This is a genomic window from Neisseria sp. 27098_8_139 (assembly GCF_041433195.1).
GTDB classification, from domain to species: Bacteria; Pseudomonadota; Gammaproteobacteria; order Burkholderiales; family Neisseriaceae; genus Neisseria; species Neisseria subflava.
Window position 1 is genome coordinate 45,397 of sequence record NZ_JAPWBA010000008.1, and the last position, 20,313, is coordinate 65,709.

The window sequence follows — 20,313 nt, forward strand, 5'->3', positions numbered from 1 at the left end:
TTTACTTTAATGACGTTAGAGTGTGAAAATTAACCGTTTGTAATAAAAACAAACAAATAGTCTTCGCAAGCAATATCATAGCTGTTATACAATAAAGGAACCTGACAATGTTTCTAATACTAACGGGGCTGATACTGACTTTTTTTGTTACATTGTTTATTATTACTTCAATTGTTCATAAAAAACAGTTTGCCTACAACACACACCAAGACTATAACTATCCCTCCCTCCCCTCTACCGCGCATGCTACCCTCAAGGGTGGCAGCCTGACTTTGCCCGCCACTATCCGCGGGCAAGATACCGTTATTGCCAAACTCCGTATCAAATCCACTTGGGCAGGATTGCTGGTATTGCCTTTTGTTGAAACCATTTCATCTAAGGGAAAATGGAAGCAATATTTCGAATACGGCGCAAAAGGCGTGCGCTATATCAATCTGAGTGATACCTTCTCTGACAACGACAAAACCATCCGCTTGGAAGGCAAATACCTATCCTTGCCTGATCAAGAAATCGAACTCTCTGTTTATCCGCGTGAAAACCTCGACGGCAAAAAAATCCTTGTCCTCGCGCCTCATGCTGACGATGCCGAATTAAGCGCATACGGTTTGTATGAAAAACACGCCGCCAATTCAATGATCTGCACCTTAACTGCCAGCGAAGGCGGCAGCTTCCACTATGGCAATCTTTACAGCACATGCGACTGCGACACTCAGGCACAATATCTGCAAAAAGGCAGGATGCGCGTTTGGAACAGCCTGACCGTGCCCATTTTGGCCGGTGTGCCGTCTGAAAACATCCTGCAACTGGGCTACTTCGACAGCACATTGACCGCCATGCGCCAAAATCCGGAAAAAGAGATTAAATCGACCAAAATCGATACGACCGATGTCGATATTTTCCGCAGTGCCAATACCTCCCCATTGGCGAAACATCTCAAGCCCGGCTCGACTTGGAACAGCTTGGTGGACAACCTTGGCTATCTGATAGAAACGTTCCAGCCGGATATTATCGTGACGCCGTCTCCCAATATCGATGTGCATCCCGACCACCAACATACTGCTCTGGCCGCCATCGAAGCCCTGCGCAAAATCGATTACCGCCGCGGCAATCTGTTTTTACACACCATACATTATCTGAGCGACGACTTCCCTATCGGTAAAGTAGGTTCCTCCCTCAGCCTGCCGCCATCCTCCGAGCAACCGTTTTACTTCCAAAGCATCTATTCCCATCCCTTGGATAAAGAAGAGCAAAACCGCAAACTTCTCGCCCTTGACGCCATGAACGACATCCGTCCTAATTCAGACGGCTATATGCGTTGGAGCACCATGATATTCAAAGGCTTAAATAAACTGCGACACCACGTCCTCCATCTCGACAAAGACTTGGTCAACCGCTTTGTCCGCAGCAACGAATTCTTCTATACCGTCCCCATCAGCGACTTGTACCAAGAAGAGACGCTGAAACAAATCACCTATCAGGGCAAAGCCCAATAAACCACAAAGGCCGTCTGAAAAGATGTTTCAGACGGCCTTTATCACACCAAATCAAAACAATAAAATCACCGCATTACAAACGAAAAACACCAAGCCCAAATCCAAAAGCGACAACCCAAGTTATAATAAAACCCTTCCCACACGTCCCACATCATCATGCCGATTTACTTCATCGCCGATTTGCACCTGAGCGAATCCCATCCTCAGCTGACCGCACTCTTCCAAAAATTTATCCAAGAAAAAGCCGTTCACGCCCAAGCCGTATACATTCTTGGCGACCTTTTCGATTTTTGGATCGGCGATGACGAAAACAGCCCTTTGGTTCAAACCATCAAACAAACCATCCTCAGCCTAACCAAGCGTAGCATTGCCTGCTATTTCATCCATGGCAACCGCGACTTCCTCATCGGCAAAACCTTCGCCCGCGATACCGGCATGACCTTACTGCCCGAGTACGCCGTTATCGACCTGTTCGGCACACCCACCCTACTCTGTCACGGCGACACCCTCTGCACCGACGACCATTCTTATCAAAAATTCCGCCGTACCGTCCATCAAAAATGGCTGCAACGCCTGTTCCTGCTCCTGCCGCTCACGCTCCGACTGAACATTGCCACCAAAATCCGCAAGCAGAGCAAACAGGACAAACAACACAAAACCGCCGACATCATGGACGTCAATCCAGCCTTTACCCACGAAACCGTCCAACGCTTCCACACGCCCCTGCTCATCCACGGCCATACCCACCGCGAAAACATCCATCGCAACGCCGATTACACCCGCATTGTACTCGGCGACTGGCGCGATAATTACGCCTCCATTCTCGAAGTTGATGCCGAAGGCTACCGTTTTATCGCCTTATAAAACATCAGACCGTCTGAAAACCGGTTTCCCGATTGTTCAGACGGCCTGACTGACAAACATCCTCAAACGGTTTACGCAAACCAACCGCGTATCCGCTCCAAACCACCAAAGCGCACACACGCATCCGCATTCGCCTCGGTTTTCGGTTTCGCCCGATAAGCAATGCCGAATCCCGCCTCCCGTATCATCGGAATATCGTTCGCACCATCACCCATCGCCACCACCTGCCACGAAGCCAAACCCAGACACTCACGGTATTCACGCAACAAATCCGTCTTAGCCTGCGCATCGATAATCCGCCCTTTCAGACGGCCTGTCAGCTTGCCGTTTTCCACTTCCAACACATTCGCAAAATGGAAATCCAAGCCCAAACGCCGTTGCAGGCGTTCCGTAAAGAACGTAAACCCGCCCGACACCAGCATAAACTTCACATCATTCCGTTTGCACTCTGCCAACAAAAATTCCGCACCCGGCGAAAGCTGCAACACATTCTCGTACACCTCTTCCAACACGCGCTCGTCCAAACCGGCCAGCAAAGCCACACGCTTACGCAAAGACTGCTCAAAGTCCAGCTCGCCGCGCATCGACTGCTCCGTAATCGCTGCCACCTCATCTTTCAGCCCGACACCGGCCGCAATCTCATCCACACACTCAATCGTAATCAGCGTCGAATCCATATCGCTGACAATCAGTCCCAAATCAGCAAAAGCCACATCCGGCAACACCGCACCATCTATCTGCTGCGCAATCAACGCCGCACGCATATCGTCCGTCAATTCAAAATCATCATCAACCGGCACACGCAACACCGACTTCCCTGATGGCGCAGACACTAAACCGCCAAATGCCGACCAGTCGCAAGCGCCCAAATCCCCATGTTGCAACACCAAAACTTTCTTCATCTCATTCTCCTCATACCCCAAGACCTTTACAAACATATCGGGTACACATTCAGCCTAAAACAACGAAACCGTATTTTTGCAAAGGCCTTAAAAAACCAAAACAGCATTATAGCCGAACAACCCCGGCAATTTTCAGACGGCCTGTAAACAATTCAACTAGAGCTACCAATACCAATCCCTGCATCAACTAAACAAGTCATGATTCAAAAATTTGATTTAGGACAAGCTGTTTAAAAAACTTTGCAAGTAACAGATAACTTGTTATTGCTTTTTCTTACAGTTTCGATATAGTTCTTTATGGCTAGTTTGGCACTACCCCTTATATCTAGCTTTCATTGCATTACAACCTTCATTCGTTGCCAACGGCTCCCTTTCCGGCGGCAACCTTTTTTTGACCCGATGGTTTGGCAAAATCGAAATTGAATCAAATAAAATGATTCGGAGACTTATATTTAATTTTTAAAACAAAACGGCTTATAAAAAACAACGGCTCAATTTAAACGGATATTGCCGCCAATATTTAAAAACAAACAGACCTTTCTTTATCAAGGACCTCATCAAATGCATCATTCTGAAAAACTATTCAAACTGAGCACACTTACCCTCTGCCTTGCCGCATTGCCCCAAGCCGCACAAGCTGCCGAAGAAGTACAACAGGCTGAAGTGGAACAAGTTACCGTAGTGGGTAAAAACAAAAGCCTGCGCACTGAAAGCCAAAACAGCTACACAGTATCCGCCCTGCGCTCAACCACAGGGCTGGTGCTCTCTCCGCGGGAAATTCCCCAATCTGTCAGCGTTATTACTAAAAAACAAATTGAAGACCAAGGCATTACCGACTTAGAAGGTGCATTGCAAAACGCTACGGGTATCAATGTTTTCAAAAGCGGCGGACGCACGCATTTCATGTCGCGTGGCTATTTTATCGAACAGTTTGAAGAAGACGGCATTGCCACGCAACTCGGCTCTCCCGGCGGATTCGGCTTAGGCGGCCCAGCCGGCGACCCGACCAGTGCAACCGATATGGCCATGTACGACCACATTGAAGTGGTGCGCGGTGCGGCAGGTTTGACACAGGCAAACAACGAACCCGGCGGCACGGTAAACGCCGTCCGCAAAAAGCCGACTGCAAAACGCCAACTTTCCGCCGATTTGATGGCAAACTCATGGGGCAAAGTAAACAGCACCTTTGATGCATCCGGCACCTTAAGCCAAGAACACGGCCTGCGCGGTCGTTTTGTCGGCTCGGTAGGCAGCAACAAAACCTTCAAAGACCAATCCGGCGGCCGCGACCTCCTTCTGTATGGCGTGATGGACAAAGACATCGGCGACAACAGCAAACTTACCTGGGGCGCAAGCTATCTCAACCAAACCGAAACACCCGATCCTGACGGCCTGCCGATGCGTGCAGACGGCAAAGAGTGGAAACGCAGCCGCTATCTTGGTGCGGATTGGAACGAAGCCCGCCTGAAAAAATACAATCTTTTTACCGAATTTGAACATTATTTCAACGACAACTGGAAACTGAGCAGCAAGTTGGACTGGCGTAAGAACACCAGTTCAAAAGAATATTACACGCTGGGTGGCACAGGTAACGGCATCGGTACAGACGGCCTGGGAACCACATACAGCTTCGACCGTTACGATGCAGGCAACCGCCAGTTCACTTTCCAAAACAACCTGACCGGCCGCATCTTTGCTTTCGGCCAAAATCACGATCTCTTCTTCATGCACAGCTATTCCAAAGAGAACGTGAACTCAAGCAACCGCTGGTTTGATGACAGCAGTACCTATGACGCAGATGCCTTTAACGGCAGCGAGAAAGCCAAACCTGATTGGGATTCTGCCACAGCCAAAGCCCGTGGCGGTGACGGCCGTTATACTACCCATGCCTTTGGTTTGGGCGCGCGCATCAATCCTACCGACAAACTACACATTATCGCAGGCGGACGCTATACCAGCTGGAAACGCGACTTCTATTGGGATCGCAACCTCAAAGACGGGGTAGCAGGTTCATCAGACTCGCTCAAACGCAACCGCTTCGTTCCTTATGCCGGCATCACTTACGACATCACACCTAAACAAAGCGTTTACGCCGCCTATACATCCATCTTCAAACAAACGATGAACCGCGACTACAACGACAACCTGCTACCTCCGATTATGGGACGCAACTACGAACTCGGCTGGAAAGGCGAATGGAACGAAGGCCGTCTGAATACTTCCGTCGCCCTCTACCGCACCGACAAAGACAACAACAACCAACGCGTCAATGCCAAACCGCACGCCTATTGGGAACCGCTCAACCAAAGCAGCCGCGGCTTGGACGCCGAAATCTCTGGCAGCCTGACCGACCGTTGGCAAGTTTACGCAGGCTACACCTTCAACCGCAGCACCAACCGCAACAGCGTTACCGGCAATGTTGAATCTCGCCGAAAAGGCTACAACTTCAGCAGCCATACGCCGAAACATATGTTCCGCCTCTACACCAGCTATATCCTGCCGATTGATGACGGCAAATGGACGGTCGGGTTGGGGGTAAAGAGCAGCAGCAAAACCGCCAATTCCTACGGTTCCATCAAGCAAGGCGGCTACACGGTTTGGAATACCAACGTCCAATACCGCCCGAGCAAAAACCTGCAACTGGGGCTGGCAGTCAACAACCTGACCGACAAACGCTACTACGAAAACCAATACAGCCGTGCCGCCAACAGCGGCAACTTCTACGGCGAACCGCGCAATGCCGTGTTCAGCCTGAAATGGAAAATGTAAAATAGCGGCAAATCGGGAGTGGATTGCCCTCCACTCTTCAAAAGCATATAAAAACCAATCATTGCTTATAAACAAGGCCGTCTGAAAACAAAATTCTGTTTTCAGACGGCCTATCACGCACATTTACAAGCATTCATCATGAATACGCTCAAAAAATTCTTTTACCTTGCCCGCCCTTTTTGGTCGGGGACACACGGTCGCCTCCAATGGCTGATGCTCGCCGTTTTGATAGGGTTTACCCTATTCTCTATTACCATCAGCGTTTGGATTGCCGCGTGGGACAAACGCTTCTACGACGCGCTGGCCGCGTTTGACGGCGCATCCATGCCTTCGCTCATTGTCGAATACCTCGGCTATATGGCGATGGTTATCGGCTGCATCGTCTGCGGCGACTGGCTGCAAAAACGCCTCATCTTCCGCTGGCGCACCCATCTGACCGAGCAATTTCAAAAAAACTGGCTCGAAGGCCACAAACACTACCGCCTGCGCCTGACAGGCGAACCGGACAACCCCGACCAACGTATCGCCGAAGACATCTACCTGCTTGCCGACAAAAGCATCAGCCTCTTTCGCTCCTTCATCAATAATATTGCCAAATTCAGCGCGTTTGTCGCCGTATTGTGGACGCTCTCCGGCGTACAGACTTTCAACATCGGCGGATACAGCATTACTGTTTACGGCTATCTTGTTTGGGTTGCACTGATTTATTCCATCTTCAGCACCGTCATCGCCCATCTTGTCGGCCGCAAACTCAAAAACCTCAACATTGACCGCCAGCATCGCGAAGCCGACTACCGCGCAGCCCTTTTACGCGTACGCGACCATGCCGAACAAATCGCCTTCTACAACGGCGGCGAAGCCGAAACAGGCCGTCTGAAACAGCGTTACCTCCGCATCCGCGACAACTGGCGGCGGCTCACCAACTGCGAATTCCGCCAAGAAACCTTCTGGGCGACCTACGTGCGCATCAGCATCTTCATCCCCATCCTCGCCACCCTGCCCATGTACCTCGCCAAAACCATGACCTTCGGCGACATGATGCAGACCCGCACATCGTTTGCCCGCGTCCAAGACAGCTTCGGCTGGTTTACCGACTCCTACCGCCGCCTCATCGAATGGGCGGCAGTCGTCGAACGCCTCTCCGGTTTTCAGACGGCATTGGAACAAGTAGAGCAGGAAGGCAGAAGCGCCGCCCGCCCAGCACCCGCCCTGACTTTAAACAACCACCGCCAAAGCGGCATACTCGTCCTGCAAAACCTCACCGTCCACACCCAAACCGGCAGCCCCCTGCTCACCGACATCAACCTCGAAGCCCACGCCCCTGAATGGGTATTGCTCGAAGGCAGAAGCGGCATCGGCAAATCCACCCTGTTGCGCACCCTCGCAGGCTTGTGGCCGTATTACCAAGGCAGCTTCGCCCTCGACGGCAGCCTCCTCTTTCTTCCCCAACGCCCTTACCTGCCTGCGGACACATTGCGTCAAACTGTCAGCTACCCTTATACGGCCTGCCAAGACGACCATTTGATTCAAACCGTTTTGGAACAAGTCGGCTTAAGCAGCCCCACGGGTAGGTTGCACACGTTGATGAACGATTTGGACACTTCATACGAATGGCACGGCATCCTTTCCGGCGGCGAACAGCAACGCCTCAGCCTCGCCCGCGCACTGCTGCACAAACCGCAAATCCTGTTCCTAGATGAAGCCACCAACCAGCTCGATGATGAATCCGCCCTGATGTTGATGCAGACCCTCAAGCAACATTTGCCCGATACTTTGGTCATCGGCATCAGCCACCAACCCAAGATTCAAGCCCTGTTTGATAGCTCTCTGAATTTGAATGAAAAATTATTTAAATGTTAAAATGTGCAAAATGCTTGCTTTCGATCCCAACAAGGTATATAGTACCAAGTAACTAGTTCTTATTGATGAGAGCTACTCCTTGGATACTTGCCTCCGGTTCTCCAACCCGGGGGCATTTTTTTTGTGTTTGTATGAATAGGATAAAGACGGAATATAAAAGGTTTTAAAAACATGAGGCCTATAATCTTTATAAGGGATTGACTATAAATAAAAAACGCCAATCTCAAAGCCATAGTCAAATAAAACCTCAAACCACGTTTTCCCAAACTTTTAGGTCGTCTGAAATCCTCTCTCCAATATCGTCAATCCCATATTTCAGACGGCCTGTTTAACCCTCTATTGCAAAGCTTGGCACAAGCACCGCTGACCGACGGCAATTAATTACTATATAATCAAACGCATTGTTACCCTACAAAGGAGCCACACCATGACCACAAAAATTAAAATTGGTATCGTCGGTGCAACCGGTTACACAGGCGTTGAATTGTTACGTCTGCTCAGCAGCCACCCCAACACAGAAGTCACGGCCGTCACCAGCCGAAGCGAAGCCGGTATTGCGGTTGCCGACTACTTCCCCAGCCTGCGCGGCATTCACGACCTTTCATTCCAAACGCCCGAGGATGCCGGACTTGACCGTTGCGACCTCGTATTCTTCGCTACGCCCAACGGCGTAGCCATGAAAGAAGCACCGGCCCTTGTGGAAAAAGGCGTACGTGTAATTGACCTGTCTGCCGACTTCCGCATCCGCGACATCCCCACATGGGAAAAATGGTACAAAATGACCCATGCCGCGCCGCAACTCGTTTCCCAAGCAGTGTACGGTTTGTGCGAACTTCACAAAGACGACATCGCTAAAACCATGCTGGTGGCCAATCCAGGTTGTTACCCTACCTGCGTTTCCCTGCCCTTATTGCCGCTGCTTCAGGCTGGCCGTCTGAAAGCCAACGCTCCTCTGATTGCCGACTGTAAATCCGGTGTTTCCGGTGCAGGCCGCAAAGCCAGCACCCACGCCCTGTTGTGCGAAGCAGGCGACAACTTCAAAGCCTATGGCGTCGGCGGCCACCGCCATCTGCCTGAAATCCGACAAACCCTGTCCGGACTGCAAGACCATGTTTCAGACGGCCTGATTTTCGTGCCACACCTTGTTCCGATGATACGCGGCATGCACGCCACCCTGTATCTGCACCTGCAAGAACATACCGATCCTGAAGCTTTGCTGCGCGAATACTACCGAGACAGTCCTTTTGTCGATATTTTGCCTTCAGGTTCGACACCTGAAACCCGCAGCGTGCGCGGTGCTAACCTTTGCCGTATCAGCGTTCAAAAAGCGCCCGATCAAGACGATGTATGGATTGTTCTTTCCGTCATCGACAACTTGGTCAAAGGCGCAGCCGGTCAAGCCGTGCAGAATATGAACATTATGTTCGGTCTGCCCGAAACCACCGGCCTGACTAATGCACCATTGATGCCTTAATATCATCTTATTGAAAACACAAGGCCGTCTGAAACTTTGATCGTTCAGACGGTCTTTATCGATTCATTCACAAACATTACTCATACACCACGCCGGCAAGCATTTCTTCTTCATTCAAGTTGCCGTACTGTTGCTCCCAATCGTGGGTAGCCTCCACCATATCGCATTCTTTGGCAAAAGCCAGCAGCCTGCCGTCCATCTGCTCCAGACTCAAGCTGCCCAAGCGTTCGCATTCCGAAGCCGTCAGATTACCTTCTGCCTCATGCGCCTCCGAAGATCCGAAAGGCAGAGCAAAAAAACCCAGTACCAACGCCAGCAGCACCCAAAAAGTATTTTTACGCGAACGAGTCATTTCACACCTCTCATCATAATCATATAGCAGGTTTAAATCAGAAAAACTAAACCAAATAAAATTAAACTAAGAAAAATCGAATAGAAAATTAGAAATATCGATTTATCTAAGACAAAACAAATAATACTAAGAAAAAATAGAATATGCAATACTTTTTCTTAGATTAGGTAATTTTTTTCTTACAATTTTATAAAAACTAAGGTAAAATACACTCAAATCGTCCAAACCATATAAAAAACATACCTCCATAAAGGCATAAACATGGATACCTTTAAAGACCGCCTGGCTTTCTTATGGAAAGATGAAGCCCGCCAAGCCAAAATTGCCGCCGACATCGATATGACCATCGCCGGATTCAGCCGTATCTGGAACGAAGGCGGCCTGCCGAAATCGGAAACGCTAAAAAAAATCAAACAACTTAAAGGCTGCAGCATAGACTGGCTTTTGACAGGCGAAGGTTCACCCTTCCCCGATTCCGAAGCCCCAAAAGCCACAGCAACCGACACACTGGGCAACCCTGTCGATATAGACGAATTCGTCTTCGTACCGCGTTACGACATCCAAGCCGCGGCCGGACACGGTCAGCTCGTCGGCGATGAGCAACCCATGTTCGCCATGGCGTTCCGACGCTATTGGATTGAAAATTATGTAACGCGCGACATCAAAAACCTTTCCGTTATCTCAGTCAAAGGCGACTCGATGGAAGGCGTGCTGAATGATGGCGACACCATCCTCATCAACCACGGCCAAACCACGCCGCGCGACGGCCTCTATGTTTTGCGCCTCAACGAAAACCTTTTGGTCAAACGCCTGCAACTGATACCCGGCGGCATCGTCAACGTCATTTCTGCCAACGAAGCCTACCCTACTTTTGAAATCGACTTGAAAAACCCAACCGACGACGTTGCCATCATCGGCCGTGTCGAATGGTTTGGCAGAAGTATCTAAATCTGACATACTGATGCTTGAAATTTCTGCCATGCCCTCCATGTAAGCTGGCAGACCCTGTCTGCACAAACTTGCCTTGACTAACGGTTTGCGCGACAATAGTAAAAATATTCATATAAAAGGAATCACATCATGTCAGACGAAAGCCCTATTATCTTTACTGACAGCTGCTGCACCAAAGTTGCCGACTTGATTGCCGAAGAGAACAATCCTGATTTAAAATTGCGCGTATTCGTCAACGGCGGCGGTTGCTCCGGCTTCCAATATGGTTTTACCTTTGATGAAATCAAAAACGACGACGATTTTGAAATCCAGAAAAACGGCCTGACGTTCTTGGTTGACCCGATGAGCTACCAATATCTGGTTGGTGCGGAAATCGACTACACTGAAAGCCTGCAAGGTTCTCAATTCGTCATCCGCAATCCGAATGCAGAGACAACTTGCGGTTGCGGTTCGTCCTTCTCCGTATAAACAGTCCGTTTTTGCCACAAAAAACAGGCCATCTGTATCTTCAGACGGCCTTTTGTGTGAATTTATTTTAAACAATTTTAGATTTACCTTATAATATCGGGCGTGAATATTTACTCTGCAATAGACATAACATTGGACATGCATATTTCCATATAAATAAAAAATTATTGTCCAGCCGATTAACGACACAAAGGCAAACCGTACTTGGTCTGCCTGAGACTGTAGCCTCTGTTCTGGCTCGTATCATAAGCCAAGACAGCTCAAACACAATAACAAAACCTTAGGCCAAACCCATTTGGTTGACGCAGTCGAAATACTCATGGGATATCAATGAGCAAACAAGAAAAATTTTTCGACGTATACGTTTCCTATCCGCCAAACACGGATAGGGAGCGCATCCATGCCTGCCTGTATGAAAACCTGCCTGAAAACGAAGTTGAGAGCCTGATTCAAGCCTTGGCCGAGCGTCCGCAAGCCATTGTGGCCGAGAAATGCACCCAAGACGAGCGAGAAAATGCGCAGCATTACTTCGGCTATTTGGGTTTGGACGTGATCGTCCGTCAGGCTATGGAATTGGAAGCGGTTGAAGAAGAAGCCGTATTGGCAGTCAACACTCCCGACCCTATCCAATGCCCCGTCTGCATGACGATTATTGACGAACTAGATTCACAGGAATGTAAAACCTGCCACTTTGATTTGACAGAAAAAAATGAGCTTGCCATCCAGCGCAAGCGCATTGAATGGCAGGAAAGAATCTCTTTCGAGCATAAAAAACAAACCGAAATTGCCCACAAGCTCAAATATGAACGTGAGCAGGAAGAGAAAAAACTGCGCAAAAAAATCCGTGCCGAATTGGAATCCCAATTACGCAAAGAGTTAGGCCAAAATCCTGAGCTGGCCGCACTTGCAGCGAGGAAGAAAACACGGTTTCTGCTTACAATGGCTATCGTATTCGCCGTTTTGAGCCTGCTTGCACTCGGCTATATCGCTGCAAAATTCTTCTAAACTGATTTCAAAACTTAAGGCCGTCTGAAAAACAGATTTTCAGACGGCCTTTTATTTCCTTATTGATTGAACCATTTCAATCAAGCCTCTTGCACATCAACATCCACCGACCATCTGATTTTGCCGTCGCGGTTTTGCTGCAACACCTGCACCCACAAACTCACGGCGCGGTGCAAATCCTGTCGGGATATCGACTCGAGGAAGATTTGCGCGCGTTCGCGTTCGGCGAGGCGCACCATCAGCATGGGGGCGGCGCCGAACTGGGAGACGCTTTCGGGCAAAAGCGGGGCGAGAGTTTCTTTGGCGGCGTTGAGAAATTCCATCGCATCGGCAACACGCGGCGCGTCGGCGCGAATGGCGGTTTGAAAACCGAAGGGCGGCATGGCGAACATTTGCCGCTCGTTCAATTCGTTTTCGGCAAACATGGCGTAGTCCTGCGCTTTGACGGCGGCGAAGACGGGATGTTCGGGCAGTTGGGTCTGTATCAACACCTTGCCGGGTTTGTCGGCGCGCCCCGCCCTGCCGGATACCTGCATCAGCTCGGCAAACAGCCTTTCCGGCGCGCGAAAGTCCGCGCTGTACAGGCTGCCGTCGGCGTTCAACACGATAACAAGGTTGAGTCGCGCGAAATCATGGCCTTTGGCGAGCATCTGCGTGCCGACCAAAATGTCGATTTCGTTTTCGGCGATGCGGCGGTACAAATCTGCCCAGTCGTTTTTGTGCGCCGTGCTGTCCCTGTCGACGCGGACGACGGCGGCCTTGGGCAGGAAGGCGCGCAGGGTTTCTTCGACGCGCTGCGTGCCGTGTCCGACGGCGGTCAGGTCTTGGTTGCCGCAGTCGGGGCATTTGAACGGGATGGGTTCGCGGTGGTCGCAGTGGTGGCAGCGCAGTTGGCGGGCGCGTTGGTGCAATACCATTTTGGCGGAGCAGTTCGGGCAGCCGAAGGTATGGCCGCAGTCGCCGCAAAACAGCGCGGGCGCGAAGCCGCGCCGGTTGAGGTACACCAGCGACATGCCGCCTGCTTCAAAGTTCTGCTTCAAAAGCTGCAAGGCTTGCGGCGAGAAGCCGTTGTCGAGTTTCAGACGACCTACGTTGAGGATGTCCACTTGCGGCAGTTGCGCGGCGGCATGGGCGCGCTCGGTCAGTTGCAGCAGGCGGTACGCGCCGCTTTGCGCCTTGTGCCAGCTCTCCAAGCTGGGCGTGGCGCTGCCCAATACGACGGGGCAGCCGCTCTGCTTCGCCCGCCACACCGCCAAATCGCGGGCGTGGTAGCGCAATTCGTTGTCCTGTTTGAACGAGCCGTCGTGTTCCTCATCGACCACAATCAGCCCGACATCAGGCAAAGGCGTGAACACCGCCAGCCGCGTGCCGATCACCAGCTTTGCCTGCCCCAACATGGCACGCAAATAATCCTGCGTGCGCCTGCCTGCCGCCATCTGGCTGTGCAACACGGCGGTCGGCACGTCGGCAAAACGGTTTTCCACCCGCTCCAAAAGCTGCGGCGTGAGGTTGATTTCGGGCAACAGAAACAACACCTGCCGCCCCTGCGCCAATACTTTCGCCATCGCATCAAAATACACCTCGGTCTTGCCGCTGCCGGTGATGCCGTACAGCAGAAACGGCTGGAAGCTGCCGAAGGCCGTCTGAATTTCATCGGAAGCCTTCTGCTGGTCGGCGTTTAATACAAATTCAGAGTGCGAAGCCTGCCCGTGGTACGACCTTAAAACAGGTTTCGCCGCTTCCGTCGTTTCAATCCAGCCCTGTTCCGCCCAATCTTCGATTAATCTCGCCGCCTGCGCGTTCACCTGCTTTAACGCCGCCATCGTCATCCCGCCCAACAGCAGCGCATCCCACAAAGCCGCTTTTTTGTTGAACCGCGCCGGCGGCGGCGTTTGCGCCCTGCCCTGTTCGTTCAGCGCGTAAAACAACGGCGGCTGCGGCATTTCCACCGCGCGCGTTTCCTTCAAACCCTGCGGCAGCGCGGCAAACACCGCCTGCCCGGTCGGATAGTGGTAATAACGCGACGTAAATGCCAACAAATCACACCAGCTTTGAGGCAACGGCTTTTCTTCCATAAAGGCCGTCTGAACGCTCAAAATCCGCGCCGTATCCATATCGGGCGCAATATCCGCTTCCCACACAATCCCGACAACGGTTTTATTGCGGAAAGGCACAAGCACCCGCGTTCCCGGAGGAAGCGGCTCGGAATGGGAATAAGTCAAAAGGCCGTCTGAAAGCGGCACGTTTACGGCAATACGGTGATAGAACATACAAACAATCAAATTATTTTTTCGTATTTTAACAGCCGAAAGCTATTTTCAGACGATAATTTGAGCCTGAGTACAATGCAGACATGACAGAGGTTTGATACAATGCCTTACTTTCAACACACGCAAGTCTCTCGCATGAAAACCAAGTTAATCAAAATCTTAACACCGTTTGCCGTCCTTCCTTTGTTGGCATGCGGTCAACCTGCCGTATCCAACGCCAACGCGGCGCCTGCTCCGGCCGCCAAAGCGGAAGCGCCTGCTGACAAATCCGTTGCCGCTTCTTTGAAAGCGCGTTTGGAAAAAGTCTATGCCGCCCAAGATTTGAAAGTTTTGAGCGTCAATGAAACACCGATTAAAGGCATTTACGAAGTTGTCGTCAGCGGCAAACAAATCATCTATACCGATGCCAAAGGCGACTATATGCTCGTTGGCGACCTCATCAACGTCAACACGCGCCAAAGCCTGACTGAAGAACGCGCCGCCGATTTAAACAAAATTGACTTTGCTTCCCTGCCTTTGGACAAAGCCATCAAAGAAGTGCGCGGCAACGGCAAACTGAAAGTCGCTGTTTTCTCCGATCCGGACTGCCCGTACTGCAAACGCTTGGAGCATGAGTTTGAAAAAATGACCGACATCACGATTTATACCTTCATGATGCCGATTCCAAGCCTGCACCCTGATGCCGCGCGCAAAGCCGAGCTGTTGTGGTGCCAACCTAATCCGACCCAGGCATGGATCGACTGGATGCGCAAAGGCAAGCTCCCAAGCGGCAAAGCAAACTGTGAAAACCCTGTTGCAGAAACCACTTCGTTGGGCGAACAATTCGGCTTCAACGGCACACCAACCGTGGTCTTCCCTAACGGCCGCAGCCAAAGCGGTTACAGCCCTATGCCCCACCTCAAAGAAATCATCGAGAAAAACCAGTAATACAGGGTTTAATCTCCATAAAGGACGCTTTACGCGTCCTTTTTTCATGTCGCCCGCCATCAACTGCCTTCAGACGGCCTCAAAACAGACAAATATAAAAAAGGATGTGTCCAACACGTCCTTTTTCCCTTTACCTTACAGGTAGAATTTTTCAATTACTTTCAGATTTTCATCCAATTTATACACCAGCGGCTGACCGGTTGGGATTTCCAAGCCCATGATGTCTTCGTCGGAAATGCCTTCGATGTGTTTGGCCAACGCACGCAGGGAGTTGCCGTGTGCCGCCACCAATACACGTTTGCCGCTCAAGATAGCCGGAGCGATTTGGTCTTCCCAGAAAGGCAGGACGCGCTCGAGGGTAACTTTGAGGTTTTCGCCATCAGGTACGACATCGCTAGGCAGGTTGGCATAGCGGCGGTCGTTGTGGGCGGAGTGAGGGTCTTTAGGATCCAGCAGCGGAGGCAGGGTGTCGTAGCTGCGGCGCCAGATGTGGACTTGTTCGTCGCCGTATTTTTCTGCGGTTTGTTTTTTATCCATACCTTGCAGCTGGCCGTAGTGGCGCTCGTTCAGGCGCCATGATTTGATTTGTGGAACAAACAGTTGGTCAGATTCTTCCAAAACGATGTTACAGGTTTTGATGGCACGGGTCAGAACGGAAGTAAAGGCGATGTCGAACTCGTAGCCCTTCTCTTTCAGCTTCTTACCTGCTGCTGCGGCTTCTGCCAAACCTTGCTCGCTCAGCTTGACGTCGCGCCAGCCGGTGAAAAGGTTTTTCGCGTTCCATTCGCTTTGTCCGTGACGGATGAATACTAATTCCATGATAGTTTGCTCCAATGAAGTTTGGGAAAGGGTATTTATATCACACTTTGCCGCCGCGCTGATAACGCCGGCGGTTACTTTTGATATGTTGCAAGTTTGCTTTTAGTCTTCAGACGGCCTTGTCGGAAGGTAAACATCAAAACGCGTGCTTTTGCCTGTGTATTGATAAGCAGGCTTGCGCCCGTCGAGAAATTCGCCCAAGCGTGGGCGTTTGACGACAATACGCTTTTTGGCGGTATTCAACGCTGCGTCCAACAACTCGGCTTCGTCTTGTGCCGCGCCGACCAAGTCGTGAAAGTAAGCCATTTCTTTTTTCACGGCGGCGGTTTTGCGGCGTTCCGGATACATTGGGTCGAGATACACCACATCGGGTCTGCCGTTTTGCGTTGCCAATTCTTGCATTAAATCAACGGCATTGCCGAAGTGCAAAGTAATGCGTTGGGCAATCTCCCGTGTTTCTTCACTTTGCCCTGCCCTGTTAAGGCCGTCTGAAAGTAGACAGGCAACGGCGGGATTTTGTTCAAAAGTTTGTACCTTCAAACCCAACGAGGCAAGCACAAAACTGTCGCGTCCCAGTCCGCCGGTAGCGTCCCAGACAGTCGGTTGCGCAGTGTGGTTGACGGCTTTGGCAATCAACTCGCCGCCGCCTTTAGTGCGCCGGTAATGGGCGGCACCGCCATCAAAATCAACGCGGACACGGCCTTTTTCACCAGCGCGGCACAAACTGATACCGCTTTCGTCAGCAATAAGGAAACCGCCTTCTTCAGGCTGCCGGTCGATAACGGTCAGCCCGAAAGGCTCGGTAAGGCTGCGAAGTTCGGCAGATTCGGTTTCGTCAAAATAAATCTTGTACATAAGGCTTATGTTTCAGACGGCCTTGAAAACTCAGGCCGTCTGAACGTTTTAATTGATGTCCAAGCGTTCCATGCGGTAGCGCATAGAGCGGAAGCTGATGCCCAAAAGCTTGGCGGCTTGGGTACGGTTGTAACGGGTTTGCTGCAAAGCCTGCTCGATGATGCTGCGTTCCACTTGGTCGAGGTAATCCTGTATCTGCATGGTACGCGGATCAAACGGCGGAATGGGGCTGTGATTGAGCGTAGTTTCGTGTGCGTCAGGTTCGGCAATATCGTCAAAAGAGAAGCCGCTACGTTCAGCCTTAACCTGTGGGGCATTTTGAATCTGCAAGTCATCCACTTGTATCACTTGGCCGACCGTCAGTGCGACGGCGCGTTCGAGGATGTTTTCCAACTCGCGGAAGTTGCCGGGATAGCTGTAATGCAACAGGGCTTCTTGGGCTTTCGGGCTGAGTTTGTAGGTTTGATTGCCGTGACGGTGTTTGTACAGCAGATACAAAATCAGCGCGCCCAAGTCTTCGCGCATTTCGCGCAAAGGCGGCATGTGCAGGGTGACAACGTTGAGGCGGTAATACAAGTCCTGACGGAACGCGCCGCTTTCAACCAAAGCTTCGAGGTTTTTATGGGTCGCACAAATAATGCGCACATCCACAGGGGTTTCCCGCGCATCGCCGATACGGCGCACGGCTTTTTCTTGAATGGCGCGCAGGAGTTTGACCTGCATGGCAAGCGGCAAATCGGCAACTTCGTCAAGGAACAAAGTGCCGCCGTCAGCGTGTTGGAAAAAACCTAAACGGTCTTGATCCGCGCCGGTAAAGCTGCCTTTTTTGTAACCGAAAAATTCGCTTTCCATCAGGTTTTCAGGAATGGCGCCGCAGTTGACGGCAATAAACGGTTTGTCGGCACGGTTGGACAGCTCGTGAATCGTGCGCGCCGCCTGCTCTTTACCCGTACCGGACTCGCCGGAGATATAAACGGAAACAAGGCTGTGAGCCAATCTGCGAATCAGGTGGCGCACTTCGACCATTTGCGGCGAGGTACCCAACAGGCGCGGCATATCGTCCTCGCCTTCCAATATAGGTGCGTCTTGTTGCAAAGCAGGATTGATGCTGCCGGCCGAAAAACGCTCTTTTAAGGAATTGAGTCCTTCCGGAACAATCAAAGGCCGGTTAAATTCGCTCTGTACGCTCTTAGGAGGCGTAACGACAGGCTTGGCCGGTTGAGGTTCGGGTTTATACAGGGCGGCAGAAACTGGCACAGGCTGCGATTTGATTTTTTCAGACGGCGTGGGTTCGGCAGTATTGTCTGAAACCGACACTGCCGATTTAACCAATGAACGCAACTGCGACAGCGTAATCGGTTTTTGCAGATAATCAAACGCCCCTGCTTTCAAGGCTTCAACGGCTTGGTCGGCATTGCCGAAGGCCGTAATCACGGCGACGGGTGTGTCGAGCATCAACTCGTCGATGTATTGGACAACCTCGAGGCCGGAGCCGTCGGGCATACGCATATCGGTCAGCACCAGCGAATAATCGTTGTTGCCCAGCTTGTCTTTGGCTTCTTCAACACCAGCCGCAGTATCGACGCGCAGACCCATTTTCATCAGGGTCATTTCCATCAGGTCGCGGATGTCTGCCTCGTCATCAACAACCAAAACCGGCTCTTGCAATTTATTCATCCCGCGCTTGCTCCTTCGGTAAAATCAATTCAAACCCGTTCATTTCAGGGTGATAATGCAGCTGCCCCATATTGGCGTGTGCCAACTCGCGTGCGACGTAAAGCCCCAAGCCGGTGCCTTGTTTTTCGGTAGTGTAAAACGGCTCGAACAAATGATTTCGTACATCAGGCGGCACGCCTTTGCCGTTGTCCGCCACTACGATGGAAATATGCATCCTGCCGCTAGGGCGGATAAGGACGGTAATGGCGTTTTCGTCCTGACGGCTGTGTCGCCACGCATTGTTGCACAAGTTCCACATCACTTGCTGCAAGTGCATAGGATCGACCAATACGGTCAGATTGTTGCCGTCCATATTCATGCGCAGACAGCCGATGGCATCGGGATTGTTCAAGGTAAATTCCTGCTTGAACTCCAACCAGAATTTCATCAGATTAATCGGCTGGCGGCTGATGTTGTCTCGTTTGTTAAACAGGGATACGTCTTCCAACATCTTGTCGATGCGTTGGATATTGCTGTCGATGATGTTGTAGAGCTTGGCCTTGAGCGGGTCTGCCTCATCGCCCTCTTGCAACAAATCGCTGGCATGACGGATGGCGGACATCGGGTTGCGGATTTCGTGGGCAAGGTTGGCAGTCAACTGTCCGAGCGAAGTCAGCTTGGTGGACATGGCCTCCGCAGCCACTTCACGCAATGAGCGGACGTACAACATCAGCAGCTCAGTTTGCTCCTGAATCAGCGGAACGGCACGGACGTGCATGGCGTGTTGGAAAATATGGATATCGGTTTCAAAAGGTTTGTCGGGTTGACGCTGCCAGCGTGCGACCAGTTCGCCAAACACGATTTCCTGCTGATCGATAATCAGACTGGGGAAATAGATTTTTGCCTGCTTGTTAAACAGCCACACGCGTTGGGTCGCATCAATCACCACAACCGCTTCCTGAACGCGGTTCAAAACCAAATGGTTCAAGCCGCTGATACGGCGGTATGCCAGTTGATGGCGGCTGGCGGACTCTGTAGCCTGCTCCAAATAACGGGCGGCAAACGATGTCAACATTGCCACCAGATAGCCTGCGCCGATCAGCATCAAAGAATTCGCCATTGATTTCGCGTCCCAATTAAACGAATCGAAACGCATACTGCCGTCTAAAAACAGGTTCAAAATAAACAACATTGCCGTATAACCTGCATACAGCATGGGGTAATGGCCATAACTGAGCAGACACGACGTAGCAACAAACGGCAAAACCAAAATCCCGAAACCGGAAGCCGTACCGCCGGAGATATACACCAAAACCATCATCATGGTGATGTCGACCATGGCGCTGGCATTGGGCAAATCCAAAGACTGCCACTGCCAGCCCGGACGGAACACGGAGAGCATAATCAGGAAGAAATACAGCGTTACCCAGATATAAAACGCAACGTCCGGCAACGAAACGCCAATCAGGTTGCCGCCTGTGTAGCTGCCGAACGCGTGCAAAACCAAAAGCGGTAAGACGATGGCTATTCGGGCAATGTTGATTACACCGGGAATCCGCTCCCTCAGATTACCCAGTTCTTGAAGATTGGCTCTGTTCATAAGTGAACCTTTTTTATTATCATGCAATGTCGTATAAATTTAATTTAT

At 51.1% G+C, this 20,313-nt stretch carries 15 protein-coding genes and 2 pseudogenes; 9 read left to right on the forward strand and 8 right to left on the reverse strand.

Going from position 1 to position 20,313, the window contains the following annotated elements:
* The first annotated feature begins 107 nt into the window (after positions 1–107).
* Together O3660_RS08310 and lpxH are read left to right on the forward strand one after the other, a co-directional pair.
* Positions 108–1,493: a PIG-L family deacetylase gene (locus O3660_RS08310; RefSeq protein WP_049351119.1), complete on the forward strand. Its 1,386-nt coding sequence runs from the start codon at positions 108–110 to the stop codon at positions 1,491–1,493.
* Positions 1,494–1,649: 156 nt separating this feature from the next.
* Positions 1,650–2,357, forward strand: a complete 708-nt coding sequence (gene lpxH / locus O3660_RS08315) for a UDP-2,3-diacylglucosamine diphosphatase (RefSeq protein ID WP_049351118.1) — start codon at positions 1,650–1,652, stop codon at positions 2,355–2,357.
* A gap of 71 nt (positions 2,358–2,428) precedes the next feature.
* Here the strand turns inward: lpxH and serB are convergent, their stop codons facing one another.
* Entirely contained in the window at positions 2,429–3,259 is an 831-nt protein-coding gene (gene serB, locus O3660_RS08320) for a phosphoserine phosphatase SerB (RefSeq protein WP_049351117.1), read from the reverse strand.
* Positions 3,260–3,820: 561 nt separating this feature from the next.
* Here serB and O3660_RS08325 point away from each other — a divergent pair.
* From O3660_RS08325 to argC, 3 genes are all read left to right on the forward strand, one after another.
* Complete coding sequence (locus tag O3660_RS08325) at positions 3,821–6,028, forward strand: TonB-dependent siderophore receptor (protein ID WP_371464827.1); 2,208 nt, start codon at positions 3,821–3,823, stop codon at positions 6,026–6,028.
* 138 nt (positions 6,029–6,166) lie between these two features.
* Positions 6,167–7,888 carry an ABC transporter ATP-binding protein/permease gene (locus O3660_RS08330; RefSeq protein WP_049351115.1) on the forward strand — a complete coding sequence of 574 codons (1,722 nt, stop codon included), beginning with the start codon at positions 6,167–6,169 and terminating at the stop codon, positions 7,886–7,888.
* A gap of 427 nt (positions 7,889–8,315) precedes the next feature.
* Positions 8,316–9,362 carry an N-acetyl-gamma-glutamyl-phosphate reductase gene (gene argC, locus O3660_RS08335; protein WP_049351114.1) on the forward strand — a complete coding sequence of 349 codons (1,047 nt, stop codon included), beginning with the start codon at positions 8,316–8,318 and terminating at the stop codon, positions 9,360–9,362.
* 76 nt (positions 9,363–9,438) lie between these two features.
* On the opposite strand, the gene O3660_RS08340 is transcribed toward argC, so the two are convergent.
* Positions 9,439–9,714: a hypothetical protein gene (locus O3660_RS08340; protein ID WP_371464829.1), complete on the reverse strand. Its 276-nt coding sequence runs from the start codon at positions 9,712–9,714 to the stop codon at positions 9,439–9,441.
* Between the two features lie 261 nt (positions 9,715–9,975).
* Between O3660_RS08340 and O3660_RS08345 the strand changes: the two genes are divergently transcribed.
* From O3660_RS08345 to O3660_RS08355, 3 genes are all read left to right on the forward strand, one after another.
* Positions 9,976–10,662 (forward strand): helix-turn-helix transcriptional regulator, encoded by a 687-nt coding sequence (locus O3660_RS08345; protein ID WP_003680158.1) that lies wholly within the window; start codon positions 9,976–9,978, stop codon positions 10,660–10,662.
* A gap of 132 nt (positions 10,663–10,794) precedes the next feature.
* On the forward strand, positions 10,795–11,133 hold the full coding sequence (erpA, locus tag O3660_RS08350; RefSeq protein ID WP_003680162.1) for an iron-sulfur cluster insertion protein ErpA: 339 nt from the start codon (positions 10,795–10,797) through the stop codon (positions 11,131–11,133).
* Between the two features lie 330 nt (positions 11,134–11,463).
* A complete protein-coding gene (locus tag O3660_RS08355; protein WP_003686803.1) occupies positions 11,464–12,138 on the forward strand; it encodes a hypothetical protein in 675 nt (224 codons plus the stop codon).
* Positions 12,139–12,218: 80 nt separating this feature from the next.
* Here the strand turns inward: O3660_RS08355 and O3660_RS08360 are convergent, their stop codons facing one another.
* A complete protein-coding gene (locus O3660_RS08360) occupies positions 12,219–14,408 on the reverse strand; it encodes a primosomal protein N' (protein WP_371464830.1) in 2,190 nt (729 codons plus the stop codon).
* 135 nt (positions 14,409–14,543) lie between these two features.
* On the opposite strand from O3660_RS08360, the gene O3660_RS08365 reads away from it, so the two are divergent.
* Entirely contained in the window at positions 14,544–15,335 is a 792-nt protein-coding gene (locus tag O3660_RS08365) for a DsbC family protein (RefSeq protein ID WP_049351151.1), read from the forward strand.
* A 135-nt stretch (positions 15,336–15,470) separates the two neighbouring features.
* On the opposite strand, the gene O3660_RS08370 is transcribed toward O3660_RS08365, so the two are convergent.
* From O3660_RS08370 to O3660_RS08390, 5 genes and pseudogenes are all read right to left on the reverse strand, one after another.
* Complete coding sequence (locus O3660_RS08370) at positions 15,471–16,154, reverse strand: 2,3-diphosphoglycerate-dependent phosphoglycerate mutase (RefSeq protein WP_003679823.1); 684 nt, start codon at positions 16,152–16,154, stop codon at positions 15,471–15,473.
* Positions 16,155–16,256: 102 nt separating this feature from the next.
* Positions 16,257–17,009, reverse strand: coding sequence for a class I SAM-dependent methyltransferase (locus O3660_RS08375; protein WP_371464831.1), 753 nt, complete (start codon positions 17,007–17,009; stop codon positions 16,257–16,259).
* Between the two features lie 48 nt (positions 17,010–17,057).
* Positions 17,058–18,074: pseudogene (locus tag O3660_RS08380) on the reverse strand (sigma-54 interaction domain-containing protein); the annotation flags it as partial.
* A gap of 161 nt (positions 18,075–18,235) precedes the next feature.
* Positions 18,236–18,686: pseudogene (locus tag O3660_RS08385) on the reverse strand (response regulator); the annotation flags it as partial.
* A complete protein-coding gene (locus O3660_RS08390) occupies positions 18,679–20,265 on the reverse strand; it encodes a nitrogen regulation protein NR(II) (RefSeq protein ID WP_371464833.1) in 1,587 nt (528 codons plus the stop codon). The gene O3660_RS08390 and the pseudogene O3660_RS08385, both read right to left, overlap by 8 nt.
* Between the last annotated feature and the right edge of the window lie 48 nt (positions 20,266–20,313).

Excerpts from the sequence above, each read along its gene's own strand:
- O3660_RS08330 (WP_049351115.1), top strand. The coding sequence starts at position 6,167 with ATGAATACGCTCAAAAAATTCTTTTACCTTGCCCGCCCTTTTTGGTCG.
- O3660_RS08360 (WP_371464830.1), bottom strand. The coding sequence starts at position 14,408 with ATGTTCTATCACCGTATTGCCGTAAACGTGCCGCTTTCAGACGGCCTT.
- O3660_RS08325 (WP_371464827.1), top strand. The coding sequence starts at position 3,821 with ATGCATCATTCTGAAAAACTATTCAAACTGAGCACACTTACCCTCTGC.
- O3660_RS08370 (WP_003679823.1), bottom strand. The coding sequence starts at position 16,154 with ATGGAATTAGTATTCATCCGTCACGGACAAAGCGAATGGAACGCGAAA.
- serB (WP_049351117.1), bottom strand. The coding sequence starts at position 3,259 with ATGAAGAAAGTTTTGGTGTTGCAACATGGGGATTTGGGCGCTTGCGAC.
- argC (WP_049351114.1), top strand. The coding sequence starts at position 8,316 with ATGACCACAAAAATTAAAATTGGTATCGTCGGTGCAACCGGTTACACA.
- O3660_RS08375 (WP_371464831.1), bottom strand. The coding sequence starts at position 17,009 with ATGTACAAGATTTATTTTGACGAAACCGAATCTGCCGAACTTCGCAGC.
- erpA (WP_003680162.1), top strand. The coding sequence starts at position 10,795 with ATGTCAGACGAAAGCCCTATTATCTTTACTGACAGCTGCTGCACCAAA.
- O3660_RS08345 (WP_003680158.1), top strand. The coding sequence starts at position 9,976 with ATGGATACCTTTAAAGACCGCCTGGCTTTCTTATGGAAAGATGAAGCC.
- lpxH (WP_049351118.1), top strand. The coding sequence starts at position 1,650 with ATGCCGATTTACTTCATCGCCGATTTGCACCTGAGCGAATCCCATCCT.
- O3660_RS08390 (WP_371464833.1), bottom strand. The coding sequence starts at position 20,265 with ATGAACAGAGCCAATCTTCAAGAACTGGGTAATCTGAGGGAGCGGATT.
- O3660_RS08310 (WP_049351119.1), top strand. The coding sequence starts at position 108 with ATGTTTCTAATACTAACGGGGCTGATACTGACTTTTTTTGTTACATTG.
- O3660_RS08355 (WP_003686803.1), top strand. The coding sequence starts at position 11,464 with ATGAGCAAACAAGAAAAATTTTTCGACGTATACGTTTCCTATCCGCCA.
- O3660_RS08340 (WP_371464829.1), bottom strand. The coding sequence starts at position 9,714 with ATGACTCGTTCGCGTAAAAATACTTTTTGGGTGCTGCTGGCGTTGGTA.
- O3660_RS08365 (WP_049351151.1), top strand. The coding sequence starts at position 14,544 with ATGAAAACCAAGTTAATCAAAATCTTAACACCGTTTGCCGTCCTTCCT.